Consider the following 18,402-nt stretch of genomic DNA (forward strand, 5'->3'; position numbering starts at 1 on the left):
TGGCGCGGATGCGGCTTCGTTCGCTGCGGCACGCCGCGCTCCGACGGCGCGCCGCAGCCGCGCGCACCGGAAAGATCATCCTGGCCCCGCCCAATGGTGTCAATCAACGGTTGACGGCGAGCGCTCCCACGACCTTTTTCCGCGCCGACGGCTTGGCTACCATGCGCAGCAGGTATAGCGGCACGGCACCCGGTGCGCCGCCATCGCCGATATGGCCGGCGCGTGCTGCCGCCCCCTTTCTCCCCCTTCTGCCACCCCACCCGCTTCCCGACGACCATGCCGACCATGCCGACCACCGCACCCGATATTCCGCAAGCGATCCGCGACAGCGAAGCCGAGATGCGCGCGCTGCGCCACCGCATCCACGCCCATCCCGAACTGGCCTACGAAGAATTCGCCACCAGCGACCTGGTGGCCGAATGCCTCAGCGGCTGGGGCTACACGGTGACGCGCGGCCTCGGCGGCACGGGCCTGGTGGGCACGCTGCGCGCCGGCAGCGGCACGCGCGCACTCGGGCTGCGTGCCGACATGGATGCACTGCCGATCCACGAGGCGTCCGGCAAACCCTATGCCAGCGCCATCGCCGGCAAGATGCACGCCTGCGGACACGACGGCCACACCGCCACCCTGCTGGCAGCCGCCAAGCACCTGGCCGCGACGCGCCGCTTCGACGGTACCGTGCACCTGATCTTCCAGCCGGCCGAGGAAGGCCTGGCCGGCGCGCGCAAGATGATCGAGGACGGCCTGTTCGAGCGCTTCCCCTGCGACGCAGTGTTCGCCTTCCACAATATGCCGGGCTTCCCGGTCGGCAAGCTGGGCTTCCGCGCCGGCCCGGCCATGGCGTCGTCCGATACCGTCGTGCTGACCGTGCATGGCCGCGGCGGGCATGGCTCGATGCCGCACGGCACCATCGACCCGGTGGTGGTTGCCGCCCATATCGTGGTCGCGCTGCAGACCATCGTCTCCCGCAACGTCGACCCGCGCCGCATGGCCGTGGTCACCGTCGGCGCCATCCACGGCGGCGATGCGCCCAACGTGATCCCGGACTCGGTCGAGCTGCGCCTGTCGGTGCGCGCGCACCAGCCGGAAGTCCGCCTGCAGCTGCGCGAGCGCATCGAGGCGCTGGTGCAGGCGCAGGCCGCCGTGTTCGGCGCCCGCGTCGACATCGACTACCGCTGGCGCTACCCTGCCCTCGTCAACGACGAGGCCATGACACGCTTCGCGCGCGAGGTCGCGCGGGAATGGCTCGGCGCGGACGGGCTGGTCGAGGACTTCGAGCCCCTGACCGGCAGCGAGGACTTTTCCTTCATGCTCGAACAGTGCCCGGGCAGCTATTTCATCATCGGTAACGGCGACGGCGAGCTCGGCTGCAGCGTCCACAATCCCCATTACGACTTCAACGATGCCATCCTGCCGATCGGCGCCGCTTACTGGACCCGCCTCGTCGAGCGTTTCCTGCCGGTGAACGGCCAGGCCCGCGAGGAGGGCGCCGCATGAGTGCCGAGCACGCCCCTGCGGTGCCGCCGCGGGCCGCCGCCGCGGCCGGCGGCCAGGCCAGCCTGCCCAGGAAGATTGCCGCCATCACCATCGGCAACGGCCTCGAATTCTTCGACTTCGCCATCTACACCTACTTCGCCACGATCCTCGGCAAGCAGTTCTTTCCGGCCAGCTCGCCGATGACCCAGCTGCTGCTGTCGCTGGCCACCTTCGGCATCGGCTTCGTGGTGCGCCCGCTCGGCGGCATCGTGATCGGCAGCTACGCCGACCGCGCCGGCCGCAAGGCAGCCATGAGCCTGACGCTCTGGCTGATGGCCGCCGGCTCGGCGGTCTTCGTGGTGGTGCCGACCTATGCGCAGGCGGGGCCGCTGGCGCCTTGCCTGCTGGTGCTCGGCCGCTTGATCCAGGGCTTCGCCGTCGGCGGCGAGGTCGGGGCCTCCACCTCGATGCTGCTGGAGTATGCCGGCCCGCGCAACCGCGGCTTCTTCGCCAGCTGGCAGTTGTTCAGCCAGGCGCTCAGCACCCTGCTCGGCTCGCTGGTCGGGCTGGGCCTGAGCGCAGCCCTGAGCCCGGCGCAACTGGAGGCCTGGGGCTGGCGCATCCCCTTCCTGATCGGCCTGGCGCTGATCCCGCTCGGCACCTACGTGCGGCGCCATCTCGACGAGACCCATGCCCGGGCCGACGTGCGCGGCGGCAAGGCCGCCGGCACCCCCGTCATGGCCGTGCTGCGCGACCACCGCCGCAAGGTCGTGCTGGGCGTGCTGATGACCGCGGGCGCGACCTCCTCCAACTACATCGCGCTGCACTACCTGACCAACTACGCGGTCGGCGTGCTCAAGCTGCCATTCTCGACCGGACTGTGGGCCTCCCTGCTGGCCGGCGCCCTGCAGATGGTGCTGGCGGCCGCCGCCGGCATGGCGAGCGACACCTGGGGCCGCAAGCGCGTCGCCAACGTCGCCCGCGTGCTGCTGCTGGTGGCCATCCTGCCCGCCTTCGGCTGGCTGTCGGCGGCACCGGGCATCGGCCGCCTGCTGGCCGTGGCCGCGATCCTGGTGGTACCGACGGTGTTCATCTCCGTCAGTACGGTGACGATGATCACGGAGGTCTTTCCGCGCGCCGTGCGCGCCACCGGGCTGTCGATCGTCTACGGCATCGGCGTGTCGATCTTCGGCGGCTTCGCGCAGTTCCTCTCGACCTGGCTGATCGAGCTCACCGGCTCGCGGCTGGCGCCGGCGTGGTACGTGATGGCCCTGGGCGTGCTCGCCTTGTGGGCGGTCACGCGCTCCGAGGAGCAGGCGGGACGCGCGCTCGACTAGTCTCCACGGCTGCCGCGCCTGCCCGCGCCTCCCGGGCAGGCCCGCCGCGCATGCTACGATTGGGCGCTTTCCCTCCCGCCCTTCCCAGCCATGCGTGTCGGCCGCCCGATTCCTGCGCCACCGCAGCCCGTCTGCGATTTCTGCGGCGCCAAAGCCGTGCTCATGCAGCCCGGCGAATCCGCCTACCCCTACCGTGACGACCACGGCCCACTGTGGGTGTGCACCCCCTGCGAAGCCTGGATCGGCACCTATCCACGCAGCAAGCGCCACGTCCCGCTCGGCCGCCTGGCCAATGCCGAACTGCGCCAGGCCAAGTCCGAGCTGCACCAGGCGCTGGAGCCGCTGGTGGCGGCCAAGATGCGGCGCGACGGCTGCCGCGCCTTCGAGGCGCGCGCCAAGGGCATCCGCTGGCTGGCCGCCCAGCTCGGCCTGGCGGACACTTCCGGCAGCATCCACGCCTTCGACGCCGCCCAGTGCCGCCAGGCGATCGGCCTGATCGGGGCCTTTCTCGCCCAGCGCCGCGGCGCTGCCGGGGAGCCCGGCGACGAAAGCTGAGCGCGGCACCTCCCTGGCGGGCCCCTCCCTGAGCGAAGGCCTGCGGCTGCACCTGCCGCCGGGCAGAAGTACAATCTATCCGTCTCGTTTTCCGGAACGGAGGTTGGATTGAAAACCGCCACGGCTGCCCGCACCAAGTCCAGGACGGGCGGCACCAAGCCCGCCGCCAAGGCGTCCGCGCCCGCCACCGCGCGCACGCCCCTGCGCACCGCACCGCCCACGCCCACGCCCACGCCCGAAAGCGACGCCGCCGGCGAGCGCGCCGACACGCCGACGCTGCGCGCCTTCTCCCTGCTCGAATTCCTGGTCGCCGCCGACCGGCCGCTGACGCTGGCCGAGATCATGCAGGGCTTCGACGCGCCCAAGGCCTCGCTGCACCGCATGCTGGGCGCGCTGGAGGCTGGCGGCCTGGTGATCCGGGAGCCCGGCGCGCGCAATGCCTACGCGGTCGGCCCGCGCCTGGCGCGCCTGGGCGTCGCCATCGTCACGCACTCCGGCACGCGGCAGTTGCGCCACGCCATCCTGGCCCGCCTGGTGGCGGACATCGGCGAGACCGTCAACCTGACCATGCTCAACGAGACCGAGGTGCTCTACCTGGACCGCATGGAGGCGCCGTGGCCACTGCGCCTGGACCTCAAGCCCGGCTCGCGCGTGCCGCTGCACTGCTCGGCCAGCGGCAAGCTGCTGCTGTCGCTGCTGCCGCGCGAGCAGCGCGCCGCGCTGGTGCGCCAGCTGCGGCTGGAGCGCTTCACGCCCAACACCATCACCGACGTCGAGCTGCTGGAGGCCGAACTGGACCGCTCGGCGCACAAGCAGATGGGCGTCGACAACGAAGAGTTCGTGGCCGGCATCTCCTGCGTCGCCGTGCCGGTGCACGACACCGCCGGCCATGTGGTGGCGGCCCTGGCCGTGCATGCCCCCACCGCCCGCTCGCCGCTGTCGCGCTCGCTGCAGTTCGTGCCGCGGCTGCAGGATGCGGCGCGGGAACTGGCCGGTACCTTCTGAGGCGCCTGCCGCGCATCCACCGCGCCCCGCTGGCCGGTGGTGCGGCGACGGCATGGCACCGGCCCGCGCCGTCGCGGGCGCGGCAGCGATTCCCCGCCTGATTCCCTCCCCGCCGTTCAGCAGCTTACGCACCACCCCCAGGAAAAGACTGCTTTTCTCTCCGCTCACGCATTTGGCACCGAGCCACCGCTAAACTGGCGCGCACTTGCCGCCGGGCACCGTAGCAGAATGCACCGAATCACCGTGCGGCGATTCACCGCGCGAGCCGGCGCGGCCCAGGCCAACAACGTGGAGAAACGCGCACGCGAATGACCGCCCGGCACGGCTTGCGCGCCCCGATGGCGAGGCTGGCTCGGATGATCGAGTCGCTCGCGCCATCACTGCTTCTGCTTTGTGCCATGGCAGGCCTGCGATTCGGCCCCGACTTCTGCGCCCGGCGCGGGTCGCTGCGCCTTGCTGGGCGCGCTCGCGGCCGGCATCGCCGTGTCCACGCTGTTGCTGGCGGCCCTGCTCGCGCAGGAGCGGCTCTATCCGGTTCATGGGCGGACCTATCCGCACTGGCTGGCCCGCAACCTCGGCACCCTGGATGCCGCCGCGCTCGATCGGCTGCGGCGGACCGACTGCCTTGGCCATCGTCTCGAAATGTTCGAGAAGGATGATGGTGCCTGGGTGGTCCGATGCGGCTTCACGTGGCTGGAGGGTCGGACATTGCTGAGCCCGCCCTACCCCGGCCGGGTACCCGGTGTCGGGCACCCCGGACTAGGCGTCATCCGACACATTGGAGGAAATACCGTTGTCATCCCAACAGATCTGGCTGTCCCTCTGCGTCCTGGCTTCGCTGGAAGGCGCCGGACTCTTCGTCATGGCCCTCGGCAACCCGGCCGCCGCCATGCTGTGCGCGCTGGCCGGCCTGTGCGCCGGACTCGCCCTCGCCTTCCGGCTGCTGGCCAGCCACCCGCCCCACGGCGATGCGCGCCTGCAGCGCCGCCGGCTCGCGCATGCGGCCAGCGCCGGCGCGGCGCTGGGCCTGGCACTGAGCCTCGGGCTCCAGGCCTGCGCACTGCCGGACGGGGAGATGGCCGCGGGCGCCGGCCCGGCCGCGTCTTACCACTGGCTCTGCCTGCTCGCGATGGTGTGGGCGATCTTCAGCTGGGCCGCGTACCGGCTTGCCCTGGCGGAGCGCCTCACCGCTTGAACCACCGCTTGAACCCAGCCGTCCCGCCCAAGGCCCCGCCCGGGGCCGCGGGCGGATGCGGAGCGGCGCCGCGATGGAACTGCCCGGAAAGCGATTACGAAGGTTGCGGGGCACGCCGGACCGGCCGGCGGTCGAGCAACGACAGCTGCGCCGCGCTCAGCGTGTCGAAGTAATCCATCACGACGCTATCCTGGCCGAACCTCCGGCGATCGAGCGCCGCGTGGGCGAGCAGCATCGAACTCTGGTGCCGCAGGGTCGCACAGACCCTGATCTCGTCGGGATCGGCCTCGGGGTGCTCCTCCGCCAGTCCCAGCGCGATTTCGTCGATCATCCGGCCGACAACCTGCTTCAGTTGTGACGGCGGGAAATCCTCCCGCTGCGTCACGGCGGTCAGGTTGAGATGCAGCATGGGATGGCTGCGGTGATCACGCAGCACTTCGAGAAAGGACAGGCGCATGCGTTCCTCGACCGGGCAGCCGCGCGAGGCGATGCGGATCTCACGCAAGAGGCCGACCGTCTGCTCGAGATGCTGGTGCAGCAGGCAATGCGCGATGGCCTCCTTGCTGCCGAAGTACTGGTAGAGCGAGCCGATGCTGACACCCGCCACCTCGGCAATGTGGTTGGTGGTCGCTTCGGCCAGCGGGACCGCGTCCAGAACGCGAGTTGCCCCCGCGAGGATGCACGCGACCATGTGCTCCGAACGTGCCTGTTTCGGGACCTTCTTCAGCATGATGCCTTTCCTGTCCGCGACGGCGAATGCGAGTTTCCGCGCCCTGTACCGCCGCCTATGATTTGACGCACCGCCTCCCCTGCAAGCCCGACGGATCACGGAAACCGGCAGATGCCTGCCATGCCGGCGATCGGATGGGCCAGGAGGAGACCACAGTGGTACGCGGATATTTGCACCTCGCCAACTTTCTGACAACCGGATTGATTTTCACCATGACCGAATCGAGCCTTGCGCAGCACGTGGAGACCGGCGTGCCCGGGATGATCTTCGAGCGCAATGTGGAAGTGCCCATGAGCGATGGACTGACGCTGCGGGCCAATGTCTACCGCCCCGACCAAGCCGGCCGCTTTCCGGTCGTGATGCTGCACGGGCCCTACGGCAAGGACACCAGGGACGCCGACGCGCCCGCCTACCAGGACGCCTGGAACAAGCTTGTCGCCGGGAACCCGGAACTCTGCAAGACCTCGTCCTGCCGCTTCATCCGCTGGGAAGCGCCGGATCCGGAGCACTGGGTGGCGGACGGCTACGTGGTCGTTCACGCCGACTCGCGCGGCAGCAATGCCTCGCCCGGCATGCTCGATCCCTTCTCGCCGCGGCAGACCGAGGACTACGCCACGCTGATCACCTGGGCATCGCGCCAGCCCTGGAGCAGCGGCAAGATCGGCCTGCTCGGCATCTCCTACTACGCGATCAACCAATGGCAGGTCGCCGCGCGCCAGCCCGAAGGGCTCGCGGCCATCGTCCCGTGGGAAGGCGCCTTCGACCACTATCGCGACATCGCCTATCACGGCGGCATCGCCAGCACGGAGTTCCAGAAGATCTGGTTTGCCCGCCAGATCCTGCTCAACCAGCACGGCAACGGCGAGACACCGTATGTCGACGCAATCTCCGGCCAGAAGACCACGGGCGAGCCCTTGCCGCAGCACGTGCTCGAAGCCAACCGCATCGCGCCGACCGAGGCGCACCGCCGGCAGCCCTTCGACACGGCTTTCTACCGCGAGCGCACCCCGATCGGCGCCCGCATCCAGGTGCCCCTGCTGTCGGTCGGCAACTGGGGCGGCCAGGGCCTGCATGGGCGCGGCAACATCGAAGGCTATCTCGCCGCCGGCAGCCGGCAGAAGTGGCTGCGCATCCATACCGGTGATCATCATGCGCCGTTCTACGCGCCGGAGTCGGTCGCGCTGCAGAAGCGCTTCTTCGATTTCTTCCTGAAAGGGGAGAAGAACGGCTGGGATGACGAGCCGCCGATCCAGCTCGCCATCCGGCGTCCGGATTCGATTGCCTGGCGCAGCGAAACCGAGTGGCCGCTGCCAGGCACGCAGTGGCAGCGCTTCTACCTCAACGCCGAGGACACCAGCCTCGCCCCCGGCCGCAGCGGCGCCCCCGCCGCCGAACGTTCCTATCCGGCCATGAGCGGCGCCCAGACTTTCAGGACGGCGCCATTCAGCGAGGAGGCCGAGTTCACCGGCCCGGTGAAGCTGAAACTGTGGGTGCGTTCTTCGACGGCCGACATGGACATCTTCGCGACGCTGCGCCTGCTCGACCCCGAGGGCCGCGACGTGACGTTCGACGGGGCGTCCGAGCCGCATGCGCCGGTGTCGCAGGGCTGGCTGCGCGTGTCGCATCGCGCGCTCGATCCGGCGCACTCGACCGAATACCGGCCTTATCACGCGCACCTCGCCAGCGAGGCGATGGTGCCGGACCGGCTCTATGAGGTCGACGTGGAGATCTGGGCGACCAGCATCGTGGTACCGAAGGATTTCCGGCTCGCGCTGACGGTACAAGGCTCGGACTGGGCGCAGCCGGGCCTCGACGGTCCGTTCCACGGCTCGGGCCCCTTCCTGCACGCCGATCGCGATGATGTGGTCTATGGCGGCGTCAACACCATCGCCACCGGCGAGGGCCAGGAGTCCTACCTGCTGCTGCCGCTGATCCCGCGGCAACGCTGACGGGGGATCGGGCAGGACGAGATGGCGCGGCCATTGCAACCGGACCTGGTGGCCGGATGCCTTCCGCTTTTGCCCCCCGCCTTGCCCCCCCGCCTCTTGCCTTCCGCTTATGCTCCGACCCGCGGCGGCCGCGCCTCGCCCGCGCCGCCGCGCGCCTTGCCGCCCCGCTCCTCCTCGGTCCACCCTTCGCCGGCTCGCGTTCCAGGCTGGGCATGCGGCCCCGGGGAGGCAAGGCGCGCCGCCGGCGCCTCCTCCAGCTTCGGCGCCAGGCCCTGCAGCGAACGCCCATCGATCCCCACCTCCTGCAACAGCGAATCGATCAACGGCGCATGCGCCCGGTACGACAATGCGGCCGACATCGCCTGCTCGGCAAGGTTGCCGCCCCCGCCGGCCGCCGGGCCGGCCGCCTCGGCGCCGCCGCCCCGGTTCAGGCCGTCCACCTGGATGATCTTGATGCCGTCGATGGCCTTGATCGGCTCGACCGAGTGCTGGATGATGCCAGGCAGCGCCTGCAGCAGGGCCAGCCTGAACTTCAGGCTGGTCTGGTCGGACGACAGCGCATTGACGGCGTCGTTCAGCGCGCGCTGCGCCTCGGCCTCCGCCAGGCCCTTCTGGCGGGTCGCCTCGGCCAGCTCGACGATGGCCGCGGCCTGCAGTTCCGCCGCCTCGCGCTCCGCGCGAGCCCGCGTGGTCACGTGCACGGCCTGCATCTCCGCTTCCTGGGCAGCCTCGATCAGCGCCACCTGCTTGGCACGATCGGCCTCGGCGGTGCGCCGGGTCGTCTCCACCATCTGCTCGGCCTTGACCGCCTCGGCCAGCGCCTCGTTGGCGCGTGCCTGGGCCTGGGACTGCGCCTCCGATTTGCCGGCGATGACGATGGCCTTCTCCTGCTCGGCGATCTCCGTCACCTTGGCCTGCTCGATGGCGGCCATCTGGGTCACGCGCTGCAGTTCGATCTCCTTGACGCGCACGTCGCGCTCGGCCTCGACCTTGCGGCCGCGCACGGCCTGCTCGCGCTGGATCTCGGTTTCCTGCACCTGCCGCTCGGCGGAGATGCGGCTCTGCTCGGCCTCCTGGTGGCGCTCGGCCTCATAGGAAGCGATGCGCGCGTTCTGCTCGGCGCTGCGCGTCTTCACCTGCTGTTCCTGCTCCAGCTTGAGGAAGGCTTCCTCCTGCTCGATGGTGAGCTTGCGCTCCAGCGCGTTGCGGTTCTTCTCGCGCACCGACACCTCGGTATCCTGCTCGACTTCGTTGCGCTCGCGCCGGCGCCGCTCGGTTTCCTGCGTCAGCTTGGTCAGGCCTTCCGCATCGAAGGCGTTGTTCGGGTCGAAGAACTCCTTGGAGGTCTGGTTGAAGTTGGTCAGCGACACGCTTTCCAGTTCCAGCCCGTTCTTGGTCAAGTCCTCCGCCACCGTGTTCTGCACGCCCTGCACGAACTGCTCGCGCGCGTCCTGCAGGTCCTGCATGGTCATCTGTGCCGCCGTGGAACGCAGCGCGTCGACGAACTTGTCGTCGACCAGCGAACGCAGGCTCTCGGGCGCCAGCGTGCGCTGGCCCAGCGTCTGCGCGGCGGTGGACACGCCCTCCACGGTCGGCTTGACGCGCACGAAGAACGCCACCACGACATCCACCCGCATGCGGTCCTTGGTGATCAGGCTGTCGCGCGTGGCCCGGCTGACCTCGAGCTTGAGCGTGTTCATATTGATCGGGATGACCTCGTGAAACACGGGCAGCACGATCGCGCCGCCGCTCATGATGACCTTCTGCCCGCCCAGCCCCGTGCGGACGAAGGCACGCTCGGCCGAGGCGCGTGTGTACAGGCGCGAGAAGATCACGCCGATCACGACCAGGCCGATGATGCCGGCCAGGGCGATGACGCTCCAGAAAACGAGGGAATCCAGGTTGGCCATGGGGTTGCGAGTCTCCGTCAGCGGAAAGTGGATGAAGCAGCCGGCGATTGCCCCGGCTGGCGGCCCCTACAACAGATCGGGCCGCGGATTGGGAATCGCGCGGTAGAGGCTGCCGGAGGCGCGCGCCACCACCAGCACCTCCTGGCCGCGCGACAAGGTCTGCGTGGCGTCCTCCGGCGCGACCCGGATGTAGTGCGCGCGGCCGTGATCGTCGATCAGGCGCGCGCCGGCCGGGTGCTCGGCGCTTGCCTGGCCCAGCGTGATCCTGGCGACGCGCCCGACGAAATCGGACTCGGACACCGCCGAGCTCTCGTCCTGCGGGAAATAGCGCACCAGCAGGCCGCCGGCTCCCCTGACGAACGGCAGCGCGGCCAGCGCGGCCAGCGCCGCCGCCACGGCGCCGGGAAGCAGGTGCGCCGTGGCGGTGGCCAGCAGCCATTGCAGCAGCAGGCCGGCAATGGAGAAACCTGTCAGGAACAGGATCAGCAGCATCAGCAAGGGCACGCGTCCGACGTGCAGCCAGCCCAGGCATGCGCCGACGATGCCGGCGCCGCCGCCTTCGCCCGCATCGAGCGCGCCGGCGGCCGCCGCATGCGGGCCCGGCAGGTGGGCGGTCAGGAAGTGGTCGGCGTGGCCGGTCAGTGTCAGGCCGGCCAGCAAGGCAAGCGCCTCCAGCGTGCCGATGGCGACCATGACACCGATAGCGACCACGAACGGCACATAGCCGGGATGCAGGAGTTCACTCATGAGAGGGCAGCACAGGACGGTTCAGGAAGGCCGGACCCGCGGGCCGCGGCGCAAGCGGTGGCGCACGGCCTAGGCGGCGGCGCTGCCCTGCCTTGTCCGCAGCCGTTCGAGGCGCTCGCTGACGCGCTGCTCCTTGAGCAGGGCGTCGAGCTGCCTGAGCGATGCCGCGTCGGCCTGGGCAGGCGCCGCCCCCCCGGCAGGGAGCCCGCTGGCGCCGGCCATCGCACGGCTGAAGCCCAGGCCCAGCTGCTGCGCCCGCGCCGATGGTGCCGACGGCGCCGCTGGGTGCAAGGAAGCCGACGCCCGCGCGGCGAGCAGGTCGGACAGTGCCAGTTCCATCTCTTCGCGCTTGGCGCGCAGGGCCAGCAGTTCGGCCTCGGCCGCGCCGGTCCGCTCGACCGTCTCCTGCAAGCGCTGATGCAGCAGCACGAGGCTGTCCTCCAGTTCGATCTGCCGCGCGGCGCCGGTGCGTGCCAGCGCCTCCTCCCCGCTGCGAAGCGCGACGGCGATCTGCGCGTCGAGCCGCCCGATCTCGTCGTTCACGCGGGCGATGGCCTTGGTCGACTGGTAGCGGGCGGCCTCGTGCCGGCCCAGGTGCACGCGCGCCCGGCCGATCACCTCGTCGAACTCGCGCAGGTATTGCTCCAGGACAGCCAAGGGAGTCCGGCTCTCGATCGAGCCGACCAGCGCATGCACGTTGGCGGCCAGCAGTCTCGCGATGCGGCTGTGAAGTCCTTCGCTGTTCAAGGCGACTCTCCTCGGTGGACGGTGGCTGCGACGCATGGGGAAAGGCGACGCTGGCAGGCAGGGCAACGACGCATCCGGCGGCGATTCTTGCGGTGCGTCTGGCGGCAGGTACGAGGCGCGGGCGGGAGGGGGCGGGACAGGTTCAGGATCGCGCCGGCCCGCGCCGTCGCGCCAGGTACCGGGGCGATTCTCGCCGGCGCTGCAATCGCTGGGCTTCAGACCATTCTCGAGATCGGCGTAATCCGTCTGAATTGCAGGAATCGCGTGGGATGCCGCGACGCCGGGCAGCATCCGACCAGGTGCGCCAGCACGCCTTGGCCCCGGGCATGGCTGCACGGAACAAGGCGCCGCCGGTGGCTCAGCGCAGCCCCAGCGCCTGCGCCAGGCTCCGGGCCTGGGGGAACCAGTGCTGCAACGCCAAGCCCAGGCCGATGGCCAGCGCCGCCACGGCAAGCGCCGGACGCGCCGACACCCGCACGGCGGCGCGCAGCCAGCCGGCCTCGTCGGCACGGCGTGCCACGCGCAGCAGGCCGCCGGCCAGCAGGGCCTCGAACGCGATCTCGGCCAGCATCAGCGGCCCCTGGCTGAACACGTAGGCGGCACCGATCACGGCGGCGGCCAGCAAGCCGAGGGCAAGCAGGACCACGCCGAACAGGTCGTCGGCATCGGCCGCGCCGTCCAGCAGGTCGCCGGCGCCGCGCCCTGCCGCTTTCCCGGTCTCACCGAGGTCCGCCAGGCCGGGCAGGTCCGCCGCCGCCACATCGAAATCGCCGGAGGCGCCACCGCCATCGAAGGTACCGCCCTGCCCCGCCACCGGGCGCGCGCCGCGTGCGGCGCCGCCCGCCCCGCCGCGGGGCAGCGGCAGGCAATCCACCAGATCCACGCCCCCATCGGCCCCGTCGCTCGCGCGCGCCGGTTCGTCACCGGTCCCGCGGCGCCCAGCGGGCAGCCCGACATAGGCCAGCCAGACGCGCACCGCGCACAGGAAGCCGCAGTAGGCCGCGACCGTCGCCAGCCCATAGCGCAGCGGCAGCGACGACAGCCCCGCGAGCCAGAGCAGCTTGCTGGCGAGCACACCGATCGACAGCGACCACAGCGCGATCAGCATGACGTGGCAGCGGATGAAGAAGCGGCTGGCCAGCATGGCCAGCACGCGGCGCTTGGCGAGCGGCTCGGGCAAGGCCCGTTCGGCGCCGGCACGCTGGCGGCGCCCGGCCGGGCGCGATGTCGGGTTCGCTTTGATGGTCATGCGGCGCATGATACCCGGCCCCAGGCGCCGGGCGCCGGGCGCCCGGATGAGCGCGACCGCGTCTATCACACGCCAGTGCAGGCAACGCAGGCAACGCAGGTAACTGGGGCACACCGACTCACACCGGCGCTCCTCCAAGCCGTCGACCACATACATACATTCACGCATGTATGTATAATCCGGCGCATCTCATGCCCGAGCAAAGGAACGCACAAGATGCAGCCGCAACAGATCGTCATCGTGGGTGGAGGGGTAGCAGGCCTCGAGGTCGCCACCGCCCTGGGCAGGCGCTCCGCACGCGCCGGACGGACCATGGCCGTCACCCTGGTCGACCGCGACTCCGCCCATGTCTGGAAGCCCATGCTCCATACCATCGCGGCAGGCACGCGCGACGTCTCCCAGCAGCAGACCACCTTCCTCGCCCAGGCCCGCGATGCGGGCTTCACCTACCAGCCGGGCGAACTCGCCGGCCTCGACCGGGCTACACGCGAGCTGCGGATCGCTCCGCTGCACGCGCGCGACGGGCGCCTGCTGGTGCCGGCCAGGCGCCTGACCTACGACGCGCTGGTGCTCGCGATCGGCAGCGAGGCCAACGACTTCGGCACACCGGGCGTGGCCGCGCACTGCTTCAAGATCGACTCCCGCCTGCAGGCCGACGCCTTCAACCGCGAAGTCCGCCTGCGCATGCTCCAGTGCCTCGCGCAGGACGAAACCCTGTCGATCGGCATCGTCGGCGGCGGCGCCACCGGGGTCGAGCTCGCGGCCGAGCTGGTGCAGCTTGCGCAAGCCGCGGTCGCCTACGGCGCGCAAGGCTTGCCGGCCCGCCTGTCGATCACCCTCATCGAAAGCGGGCCGCGCCTGCTCGCGGCATTTCCGCAGGACATCTCGGCCGCCACGCAGGCCCGGCTCGAAGCGCTGGGCGTGCGCGTGCGCACCGCCACGCGCGTGACCGAAGCCACCGCGGACGGCTTCACTCTCGCTGACGGTGGCCAGGTGACGGCCTCGCTCAAGGTGTGGGCGGCCGGCGTCAAGGCGCCCGGCCTGCTGGCGCGGCTGGACGGTCTGGAGGCCTCCCATGCCAACCAGTTGCTGGTACACCCCTCGCTGCAGACCACGCGCGATCCGCGCATCTTCGCCATCGGCGACTGTGCCAGCCTGACCCTGCCGGGCAACCAGCGCCCGCTGCCGCCGACGGCGCAGGTCGCCCACCAGCAGGCACAACACCTGATCCGCCATCTTCCCGGCTGGCTGCGGGGCGACAAGATTCCCGCCTTCTCCTATCGCGACTTCGGCGCCCTGGTCTCGCTGGGCGACTACGACGCCTTCGGCTCGCTGGGAAAATTCGGCCTGTTCAAGGGCCTGACGATACGCGGGCGGCTCGCGCAACTCAGCCACGCGCTGCTGTACCGCAGCCACCAGGCGCGGCTGTTCGGCTTCTGGCGCGGCGGACTGCTGTGGCTGGTCGACCGGCTCAACACCCGGCTGCGCGCGCCGATCCGGCTCGATTGAGGGCATCCCTCTCCGGGCGGGGTCCAGTGCCCGTCCGCGGCACACAAGCCAGTTATGGACCCATCGGTCCATAACTGATATGCTGCCGGACATTGAAACTGCCCGCGAGCGCGTTCCCCGGTCCACCATGGCAAGGCCACAGGAATTCGATACCGCCGAAGCCTTGTACAAGGCGATGGACGTATTCTGGCGCAAAGGCTATGAGGCAACCTCGCTGGCCGACCTGCTCGACGCGACCGGACTGAGCAAGAGCAGCCTGTACGCCACCTTCGGCGGCAAGCGCGAGTTCTTCCTGGCCGCCTTCGACGCCTACCGCCAGGGGCGGGCAGCGGAGATGCACCGCATTCTCGGGCACGGCCCCGCGCGCCAGGCCATCGAGCGCTTCTTCCGCACGCTCTTCGCCGATGTCGCGACGCCCGGTCCCTTGCGCGGCTGCATGAGCATCAACCAGGCTGTCGAAATGGCCCCGCAGGACGCGTCCATCCGCGAGCGGGTCATCGGCGACCTGCAGTACATCCAGGCGGCGCTGACCCAGGAGGTTGAAAGGGGCCGCGCGGACGGCTCGATCGCCGCCACGCGCGACCCCGCCGAACTGGGACGGCTGCTGGTGCTGGGCTTCCCCGGCCTGCAGGTGATGGCGCGCGCCGGCTTCCCGCCGCAGGAACTCGAGCACGCCCTGGCGCTGCTGCTCTCCCACCTCGACTGAACCGCGCCGGGTCCATGCGGCAACCGCGCCAGCCCGCCGATTTCATTTCCCCATTATGGACTGATCGGTCCATATCCATCCGAAGCGCCCTCTCAGGAGAACTCCATGCGCATCCAGCAAGTCCGCAATGCCACCTTGGTCATCGAGTACGGCGGCAGCCGCTTCCTGATCGACCCGATGCTCGCCGAGCAAGGCGCCTACCCCGGACTGCCGGGCACGGTGAACAGCCACCTGCCCTACCCCACCGCCGCGCTGCCGGTGCCCGTCGCCTCGTTGCTCGACGTCGATGCCGTGATCGTGACCCATACGCACCCGGACCACTGGGACGAAGCCGCCCGCACCCTGGTGCCGAAACACCTCCCCGTGTTCGTCCAGCATGAAGCCGATCGCGCCTTGCTTGCTTCGCAGGGCTTCGGCGACGTCCGCCTGCTGCGCGACGCGATCTTCCAGGGCGTCACCCTGCGCCAGACCACCGGGCAGCACGGCTCGGACGCCGCCATCGGCGCCATCGGCGACATCCTCGGCGAGGTCTGCGGCGTGGTCTTCGAGCACGCCGGCGAGGACACGCTGTACCTGGCCGGCGACACGGTATGGAACGCGCAGGTCGAGGACAACCTGCGGCGCTACAACCCGCAAGTCGTGATCCTCAACGCCGGCGACGCCCGGGTGATCGGCCTCGGCGCCATCATCATGGACGCGCAGGACGTCTGGCAGGCCTATCAGGCCGCGCCGGGCGCGACCTTGATCGCCTCGCATATGGAAGCGGTCAACCACGCCGTGCTGACGCGCCGGGCACTGCGCGAATTCGCCATCGAGAAAGGCATGACGGACCGCCTGCGGATTCCGGAGGACGGCGAGGCTTACCGGCTCTGATGCCGAGCGGCCGTCCCGGGCCGCGCCCGCCGCCTCACAGCATCGCCGAATGCAGGTGATGCGGGTCCTCCAGTGTCTCGGCCACGATCTGCAATGACTCTTCGATCTCGTCGCGCTCGCTCGGGCCGCCCAGGCACAGTCGAATGGCATCAGGCGGATTACCGTCGGTGGAGAAGGCAGAGCCGGAGACCGCGCCGATGCCGCGCGAGCGCAGATGCAGCGCCAGTTCGGAGGGGCGCCAGGCACTGCCGTCGAGCGGCAGCCACAGGTGGAAGCCCTCGCCATCCGCCTCGTAGGGATGAGCACCCAGCACGCGCGCGGCGATCGCCTGGCGCGCGGCGTTCTCCTGGCGCAGCACGGCGAGCATTTCGTCGGCGGTGCCATCCTCGATCCACGCGCGCGCCAGCAGCGTGGTGAAGGGACTGGCCATCACCGAGGTGGCGCGCAGCGTGCCGGCCAGGCGCTGGGCCTGGCGCGGCGTGGGCGCGTGGACGAAAGCGGTGCGCAGCCCTGCGCCGAAGCACTTCGACAGTCCGGTGAGGTAGTAGGTCAGTTCCGGCGCCAGCGCAGCGAAGGCATCGGGCTTGCGCCGCGGCAGCATGCCGTAGGCATCGTCCTCGATGATCGGCACGTTGTAGCGCAGCGCGATATCGGCCAGGATCTCGCGCCGCGCCTGGGGCATGGTGCGCGTGCTCGGGTTCTGCAGGGTCGGGTTGCAATACAGCACCGCTGGCCGCTGCGCCTTGCAGAAGGCTTCGAAGGCCGCCCCCAGCATGCCGTCTTCGTCGCCCGGCAGCGCCTGCAGGTGAACGCCAAGCTGGGCAGCGATGGCCTTGATGCCCGGATAGGCCAGCGCCTCGACGCATAGCGTCTGCCCGCTGCGCGCCACTTGCGACAGCAGCGCCACGAGGGCGCTGTGGATGCCCGGGCAGACCAGCAGCGTGTCGCCGCCGGCGGCCGGCACCAGCCGCCGCAACCAGCCGGACACCGCGGCCCGATCGGAGGGCGTTCCGCCGAAGTCCTGGTAGCGCAGCAGTTGGTAGGGATCGGTGCCGCCGAGCAGCGCGGCGGCCGATTCGCGCAGCCGCGCGGCCAGCGCCGGCGGCTCCGGCGGCATGTTCATGGTCATCTCCGCGCTGGTGCCGGCACGCAGCGGCAGCGCGGGGGCACGGCCGCGCACATAGGTGCCGCTGCCGGCCTTGGCATCGATCAGGCCGCGCTTGCGCGCCTCGCCGTAGGCGCGCGCCACGGTGGAATAGTTGAGCCGCAGCGCCTCGGCCATGTCGCGCAGCCCCGGCAGACGGTCGCGCGCCTGCAGCCGGCCATCGGCGAGGGCCTCCTCGATCAGGTCGGGGATCATCAGGTAGGCGGGCTTGGGGCTGTCGGCGATGCGCTTCGCCCAATGACTGGTCAGGCCGGACACGGCTCTCTCCTTCTGGAACGTGCGCCGCGGCGGCGCCAGCGCTGCCGATGCATTTCGCGTGCCATCCGGACGTCATGGCGCCACGCGCCAGTCTCGCCTGCGCTTCGCTCCATGCATGGCCATGTGCGCCTGCATTGTTCGCATCATTGATCGCATCCTTGATTGCATTCCGGGTGGCCACTTGATGGTGCGCGAGGCATCGCCTGCACCAAGCCGATGCCTCGCGCGGGCAGCCTCCGCGCGCTCGCGGTGCAGGGCCGCGGCGCCGCCAGGCGCCATGCCGGCGCGGCACGTGGCGCCGAGGCCATCGCGCGGATGCGATCAAGCATGCGATCGATCGCTCGCCGTATGAATGATCGGTCCTTGATCGCATGGTCGAGCGGCACCGATGGCATATCGCTTGCACCGCTGCCCATGCCGGCGGCGAGCGCCGGCCGGACCGCCCCGAGCCACGCGCCGTCCGCTCAACGCAACCCATACGCACTGGAGCCAAGCATGCCCGCAGTCAACCACCCCGCCCACAAGGATGGCGATGTCCTCGTCGATTTCGAGGAGAAGGTGTTCGAGGACGTCAAGGCCGAGCCCGGCGAGAAAGCCCTGGTGACCTTCCACACCGTAGCCTTCGAAGGCTCGATCGGCTTCGTCAACCTGCTGCAGGCCACCCGCCTGCAGCGCAAAGGCTTCGACACCAGCATCCTGTTATACGGCCCGGGCGTCACGCTCGGCCTGCAGCGGGGCTTTCCCACGCTGGGTGACGAGGCCTTCGCCGGCCACCTCAACTTCAACAAGCAGCTCAAGAAGTTCATGGCCGAAGGTGGCAAGGTGTACGCCTGCCGCTTCGCGTTGCAAGCGCTCTACGGCCATGGCGAAGCGTCCCTGGTCGAAGGCATCCGCCCCATCAATCCGCTCGACGTGCTCGACCTGAAGCTGCTTCACCGCAAGGAGAACGCGCTCATCCTCGACACCTGGACCGTCTGAGCCGGCAGGGGAT

Annotated in this window: 16 protein-coding genes; 10 read left to right on the forward strand and 6 right to left on the reverse strand. The window is 70.2% G+C overall.

Annotated elements, in window-relative coordinates; genetic code table 11:
• Window positions 1-285 precede the first annotated feature (285 nt).
• The 5 genes from BKK79_RS21375 (at window position 286) to BKK79_RS21395 (ending at window position 5,568) form a co-directional block, all read left to right on the forward strand.
• The gene (locus tag BKK79_RS21375) at window positions 286-1,497 is read left to right on the forward strand and encodes a M20 aminoacylase family protein (protein ID WP_157128498.1); all 1,212 of its coding nucleotides are present in this window, start codon (window positions 286-288) and stop codon (window positions 1,495-1,497) included.
• Window positions 1,494-2,813, forward strand: a complete 1,320-nt coding sequence (locus BKK79_RS21380; RefSeq protein WP_071018875.1) for an MFS transporter — start codon at window positions 1,494-1,496, stop codon at window positions 2,811-2,813. Before BKK79_RS21375 ends, BKK79_RS21380 begins: the two co-directional genes overlap by 4 nt.
• 90 nt (window positions 2,814-2,903) lie before the next feature.
• On the forward strand, window positions 2,904-3,368 hold the full coding sequence (locus BKK79_RS21385) for a zinc-finger-containing protein (RefSeq protein WP_071018873.1): 465 nt from the start codon (window positions 2,904-2,906) through the stop codon (window positions 3,366-3,368).
• 201 nt (window positions 3,369-3,569) lie between these two features.
• Entirely contained in the window at window positions 3,570-4,373 is an 804-nt protein-coding gene (locus tag BKK79_RS21390) for an IclR family transcriptional regulator (RefSeq protein ID WP_071040277.1), read from the forward strand.
• Between the two features lie 793 nt (window positions 4,374-5,166).
• A complete protein-coding gene (locus BKK79_RS21395; protein WP_071018871.1) occupies window positions 5,167-5,568 on the forward strand; it encodes a hypothetical protein in 402 nt (133 codons plus the stop codon).
• A 94-nt stretch (window positions 5,569-5,662) separates the two neighbouring features.
• On the opposite strand, the gene BKK79_RS21400 is transcribed toward BKK79_RS21395, so the two are convergent.
• The gene (locus BKK79_RS21400) at window positions 5,663-6,298 is read right to left on the reverse strand and encodes a TetR/AcrR family transcriptional regulator (RefSeq protein WP_071018869.1); all 636 of its coding nucleotides are present in this window, start codon (window positions 6,296-6,298) and stop codon (window positions 5,663-5,665) included.
• A gap of 212 nt (window positions 6,299-6,510) precedes the next feature.
• Here BKK79_RS21400 and BKK79_RS21405 point away from each other — a divergent pair, with 212 nt between their 5' ends.
• Window positions 6,511-8,247: a CocE/NonD family hydrolase gene (locus tag BKK79_RS21405; protein WP_232346422.1), complete on the forward strand. Its 1,737-nt coding sequence runs from the start codon at window positions 6,511-6,513 to the stop codon at window positions 8,245-8,247.
• Window positions 8,248-8,354: 107 nt separating this feature from the next.
• On the opposite strand, the gene BKK79_RS21410 is transcribed toward BKK79_RS21405, so the two are convergent.
• From BKK79_RS21410 to BKK79_RS21425, 4 genes are all read right to left on the reverse strand, one after another.
• Window positions 8,355-10,157 (reverse strand): flotillin family protein, encoded by a 1,803-nt coding sequence (locus tag BKK79_RS21410; RefSeq protein ID WP_084085011.1) that lies wholly within the window; start codon window positions 10,155-10,157, stop codon window positions 8,355-8,357.
• Between the two features lie 66 nt (window positions 10,158-10,223).
• Window positions 10,224-10,904, reverse strand: a complete 681-nt coding sequence (locus BKK79_RS21415) for an OB-fold-containig protein (RefSeq protein ID WP_071038730.1) — start codon at window positions 10,902-10,904, stop codon at window positions 10,224-10,226.
• Window positions 10,905-10,973: 69 nt separating this feature from the next.
• A complete protein-coding gene (locus BKK79_RS21420) occupies window positions 10,974-11,651 on the reverse strand; it encodes a PspA/IM30 family protein (protein WP_071018866.1) in 678 nt (225 codons plus the stop codon).
• Window positions 11,652-12,009: 358 nt separating this feature from the next.
• Window positions 12,010-12,900 (reverse strand): hypothetical protein, encoded by an 891-nt coding sequence (locus BKK79_RS21425; RefSeq protein ID WP_157128499.1) that lies wholly within the window; start codon window positions 12,898-12,900, stop codon window positions 12,010-12,012.
• Window positions 12,901-13,116: 216 nt separating this feature from the next.
• Between BKK79_RS21425 and BKK79_RS21430 the strand changes: the two genes are divergently transcribed.
• The 3 genes from BKK79_RS21430 to BKK79_RS21440 all read left to right on the forward strand — a co-directional run bounded on the left by BKK79_RS21430 (window position 13,117) and on the right by BKK79_RS21440 (window position 15,988).
• The gene (locus BKK79_RS21430) at window positions 13,117-14,409 is read left to right on the forward strand and encodes an NAD(P)/FAD-dependent oxidoreductase (protein ID WP_071038732.1); all 1,293 of its coding nucleotides are present in this window, start codon (window positions 13,117-13,119) and stop codon (window positions 14,407-14,409) included.
• Window positions 14,410-14,536: 127 nt separating this feature from the next.
• Window positions 14,537-15,115, forward strand: coding sequence for a TetR/AcrR family transcriptional regulator (locus BKK79_RS21435; RefSeq protein ID WP_071018860.1), 579 nt, complete (start codon window positions 14,537-14,539; stop codon window positions 15,113-15,115).
• Between the two features lie 105 nt (window positions 15,116-15,220).
• On the forward strand, window positions 15,221-15,988 hold the full coding sequence (locus tag BKK79_RS21440) for an MBL fold metallo-hydrolase (RefSeq protein WP_071038733.1): 768 nt from the start codon (window positions 15,221-15,223) through the stop codon (window positions 15,986-15,988).
• A gap of 34 nt (window positions 15,989-16,022) precedes the next feature.
• Here the strand turns inward: BKK79_RS21440 and BKK79_RS21445 are convergent, their stop codons facing one another.
• The gene (locus BKK79_RS21445) at window positions 16,023-17,411 is read right to left on the reverse strand and encodes an aminotransferase-like domain-containing protein (protein ID WP_071018856.1); all 1,389 of its coding nucleotides are present in this window, start codon (window positions 17,409-17,411) and stop codon (window positions 16,023-16,025) included.
• A 495-nt stretch (window positions 17,412-17,906) separates the two neighbouring features.
• On the opposite strand from BKK79_RS21445, the gene BKK79_RS21450 reads away from it, so the two are divergent.
• Window positions 17,907-18,389, forward strand: a complete 483-nt coding sequence (locus BKK79_RS21450; RefSeq protein ID WP_071018854.1) for an MSMEG_0572/Sll0783 family nitrogen starvation response protein — start codon at window positions 17,907-17,909, stop codon at window positions 18,387-18,389.
• Window positions 18,390-18,402 lie beyond the last annotated feature (13 nt).

The organism is Cupriavidus sp. USMAA2-4 (assembly GCF_001854305.1).
Classification (GTDB): Bacteria; Pseudomonadota; Gammaproteobacteria; order Burkholderiales; family Burkholderiaceae; genus Cupriavidus; species Cupriavidus malaysiensis.

What these genes read in the sequence shown, in the direction of transcription:
- BKK79_RS21375 (WP_157128498.1), top strand. Translation starts at nt 286, where the DNA reads ATGCCGACCACCGCACCCGATATTCCGCAAGCGATCCGCGACAGCGAA.
- BKK79_RS21380 (WP_071018875.1), top strand. Translation starts at nt 1,494, where the DNA reads ATGAGTGCCGAGCACGCCCCTGCGGTGCCGCCGCGGGCCGCCGCCGCG.
- BKK79_RS21385 (WP_071018873.1), top strand. Translation starts at nt 2,904, where the DNA reads ATGCGTGTCGGCCGCCCGATTCCTGCGCCACCGCAGCCCGTCTGCGAT.
- BKK79_RS21400 (WP_071018869.1), bottom strand. Translation starts at nt 6,298, where the DNA reads ATGCTGAAGAAGGTCCCGAAACAGGCACGTTCGGAGCACATGGTCGCG.
- BKK79_RS21405 (WP_232346422.1), top strand. Translation starts at nt 6,511, where the DNA reads ATGACCGAATCGAGCCTTGCGCAGCACGTGGAGACCGGCGTGCCCGGG.
- BKK79_RS21410 (WP_084085011.1), bottom strand. Translation starts at nt 10,157, where the DNA reads ATGGCCAACCTGGATTCCCTCGTTTTCTGGAGCGTCATCGCCCTGGCC.
- BKK79_RS21415 (WP_071038730.1), bottom strand. Translation starts at nt 10,904, where the DNA reads ATGAGTGAACTCCTGCATCCCGGCTATGTGCCGTTCGTGGTCGCTATC.
- BKK79_RS21425 (WP_157128499.1), bottom strand. Translation starts at nt 12,900, where the DNA reads ATGACCATCAAAGCGAACCCGACATCGCGCCCGGCCGGGCGCCGCCAG.
- BKK79_RS21430 (WP_071038732.1), top strand. Translation starts at nt 13,117, where the DNA reads ATGCAGCCGCAACAGATCGTCATCGTGGGTGGAGGGGTAGCAGGCCTC.
- BKK79_RS21435 (WP_071018860.1), top strand. Translation starts at nt 14,537, where the DNA reads ATGGCAAGGCCACAGGAATTCGATACCGCCGAAGCCTTGTACAAGGCG.
- BKK79_RS21440 (WP_071038733.1), top strand. Translation starts at nt 15,221, where the DNA reads ATGCGCATCCAGCAAGTCCGCAATGCCACCTTGGTCATCGAGTACGGC.
- BKK79_RS21450 (WP_071018854.1), top strand. Translation starts at nt 17,907, where the DNA reads ATGCCCGCAGTCAACCACCCCGCCCACAAGGATGGCGATGTCCTCGTC.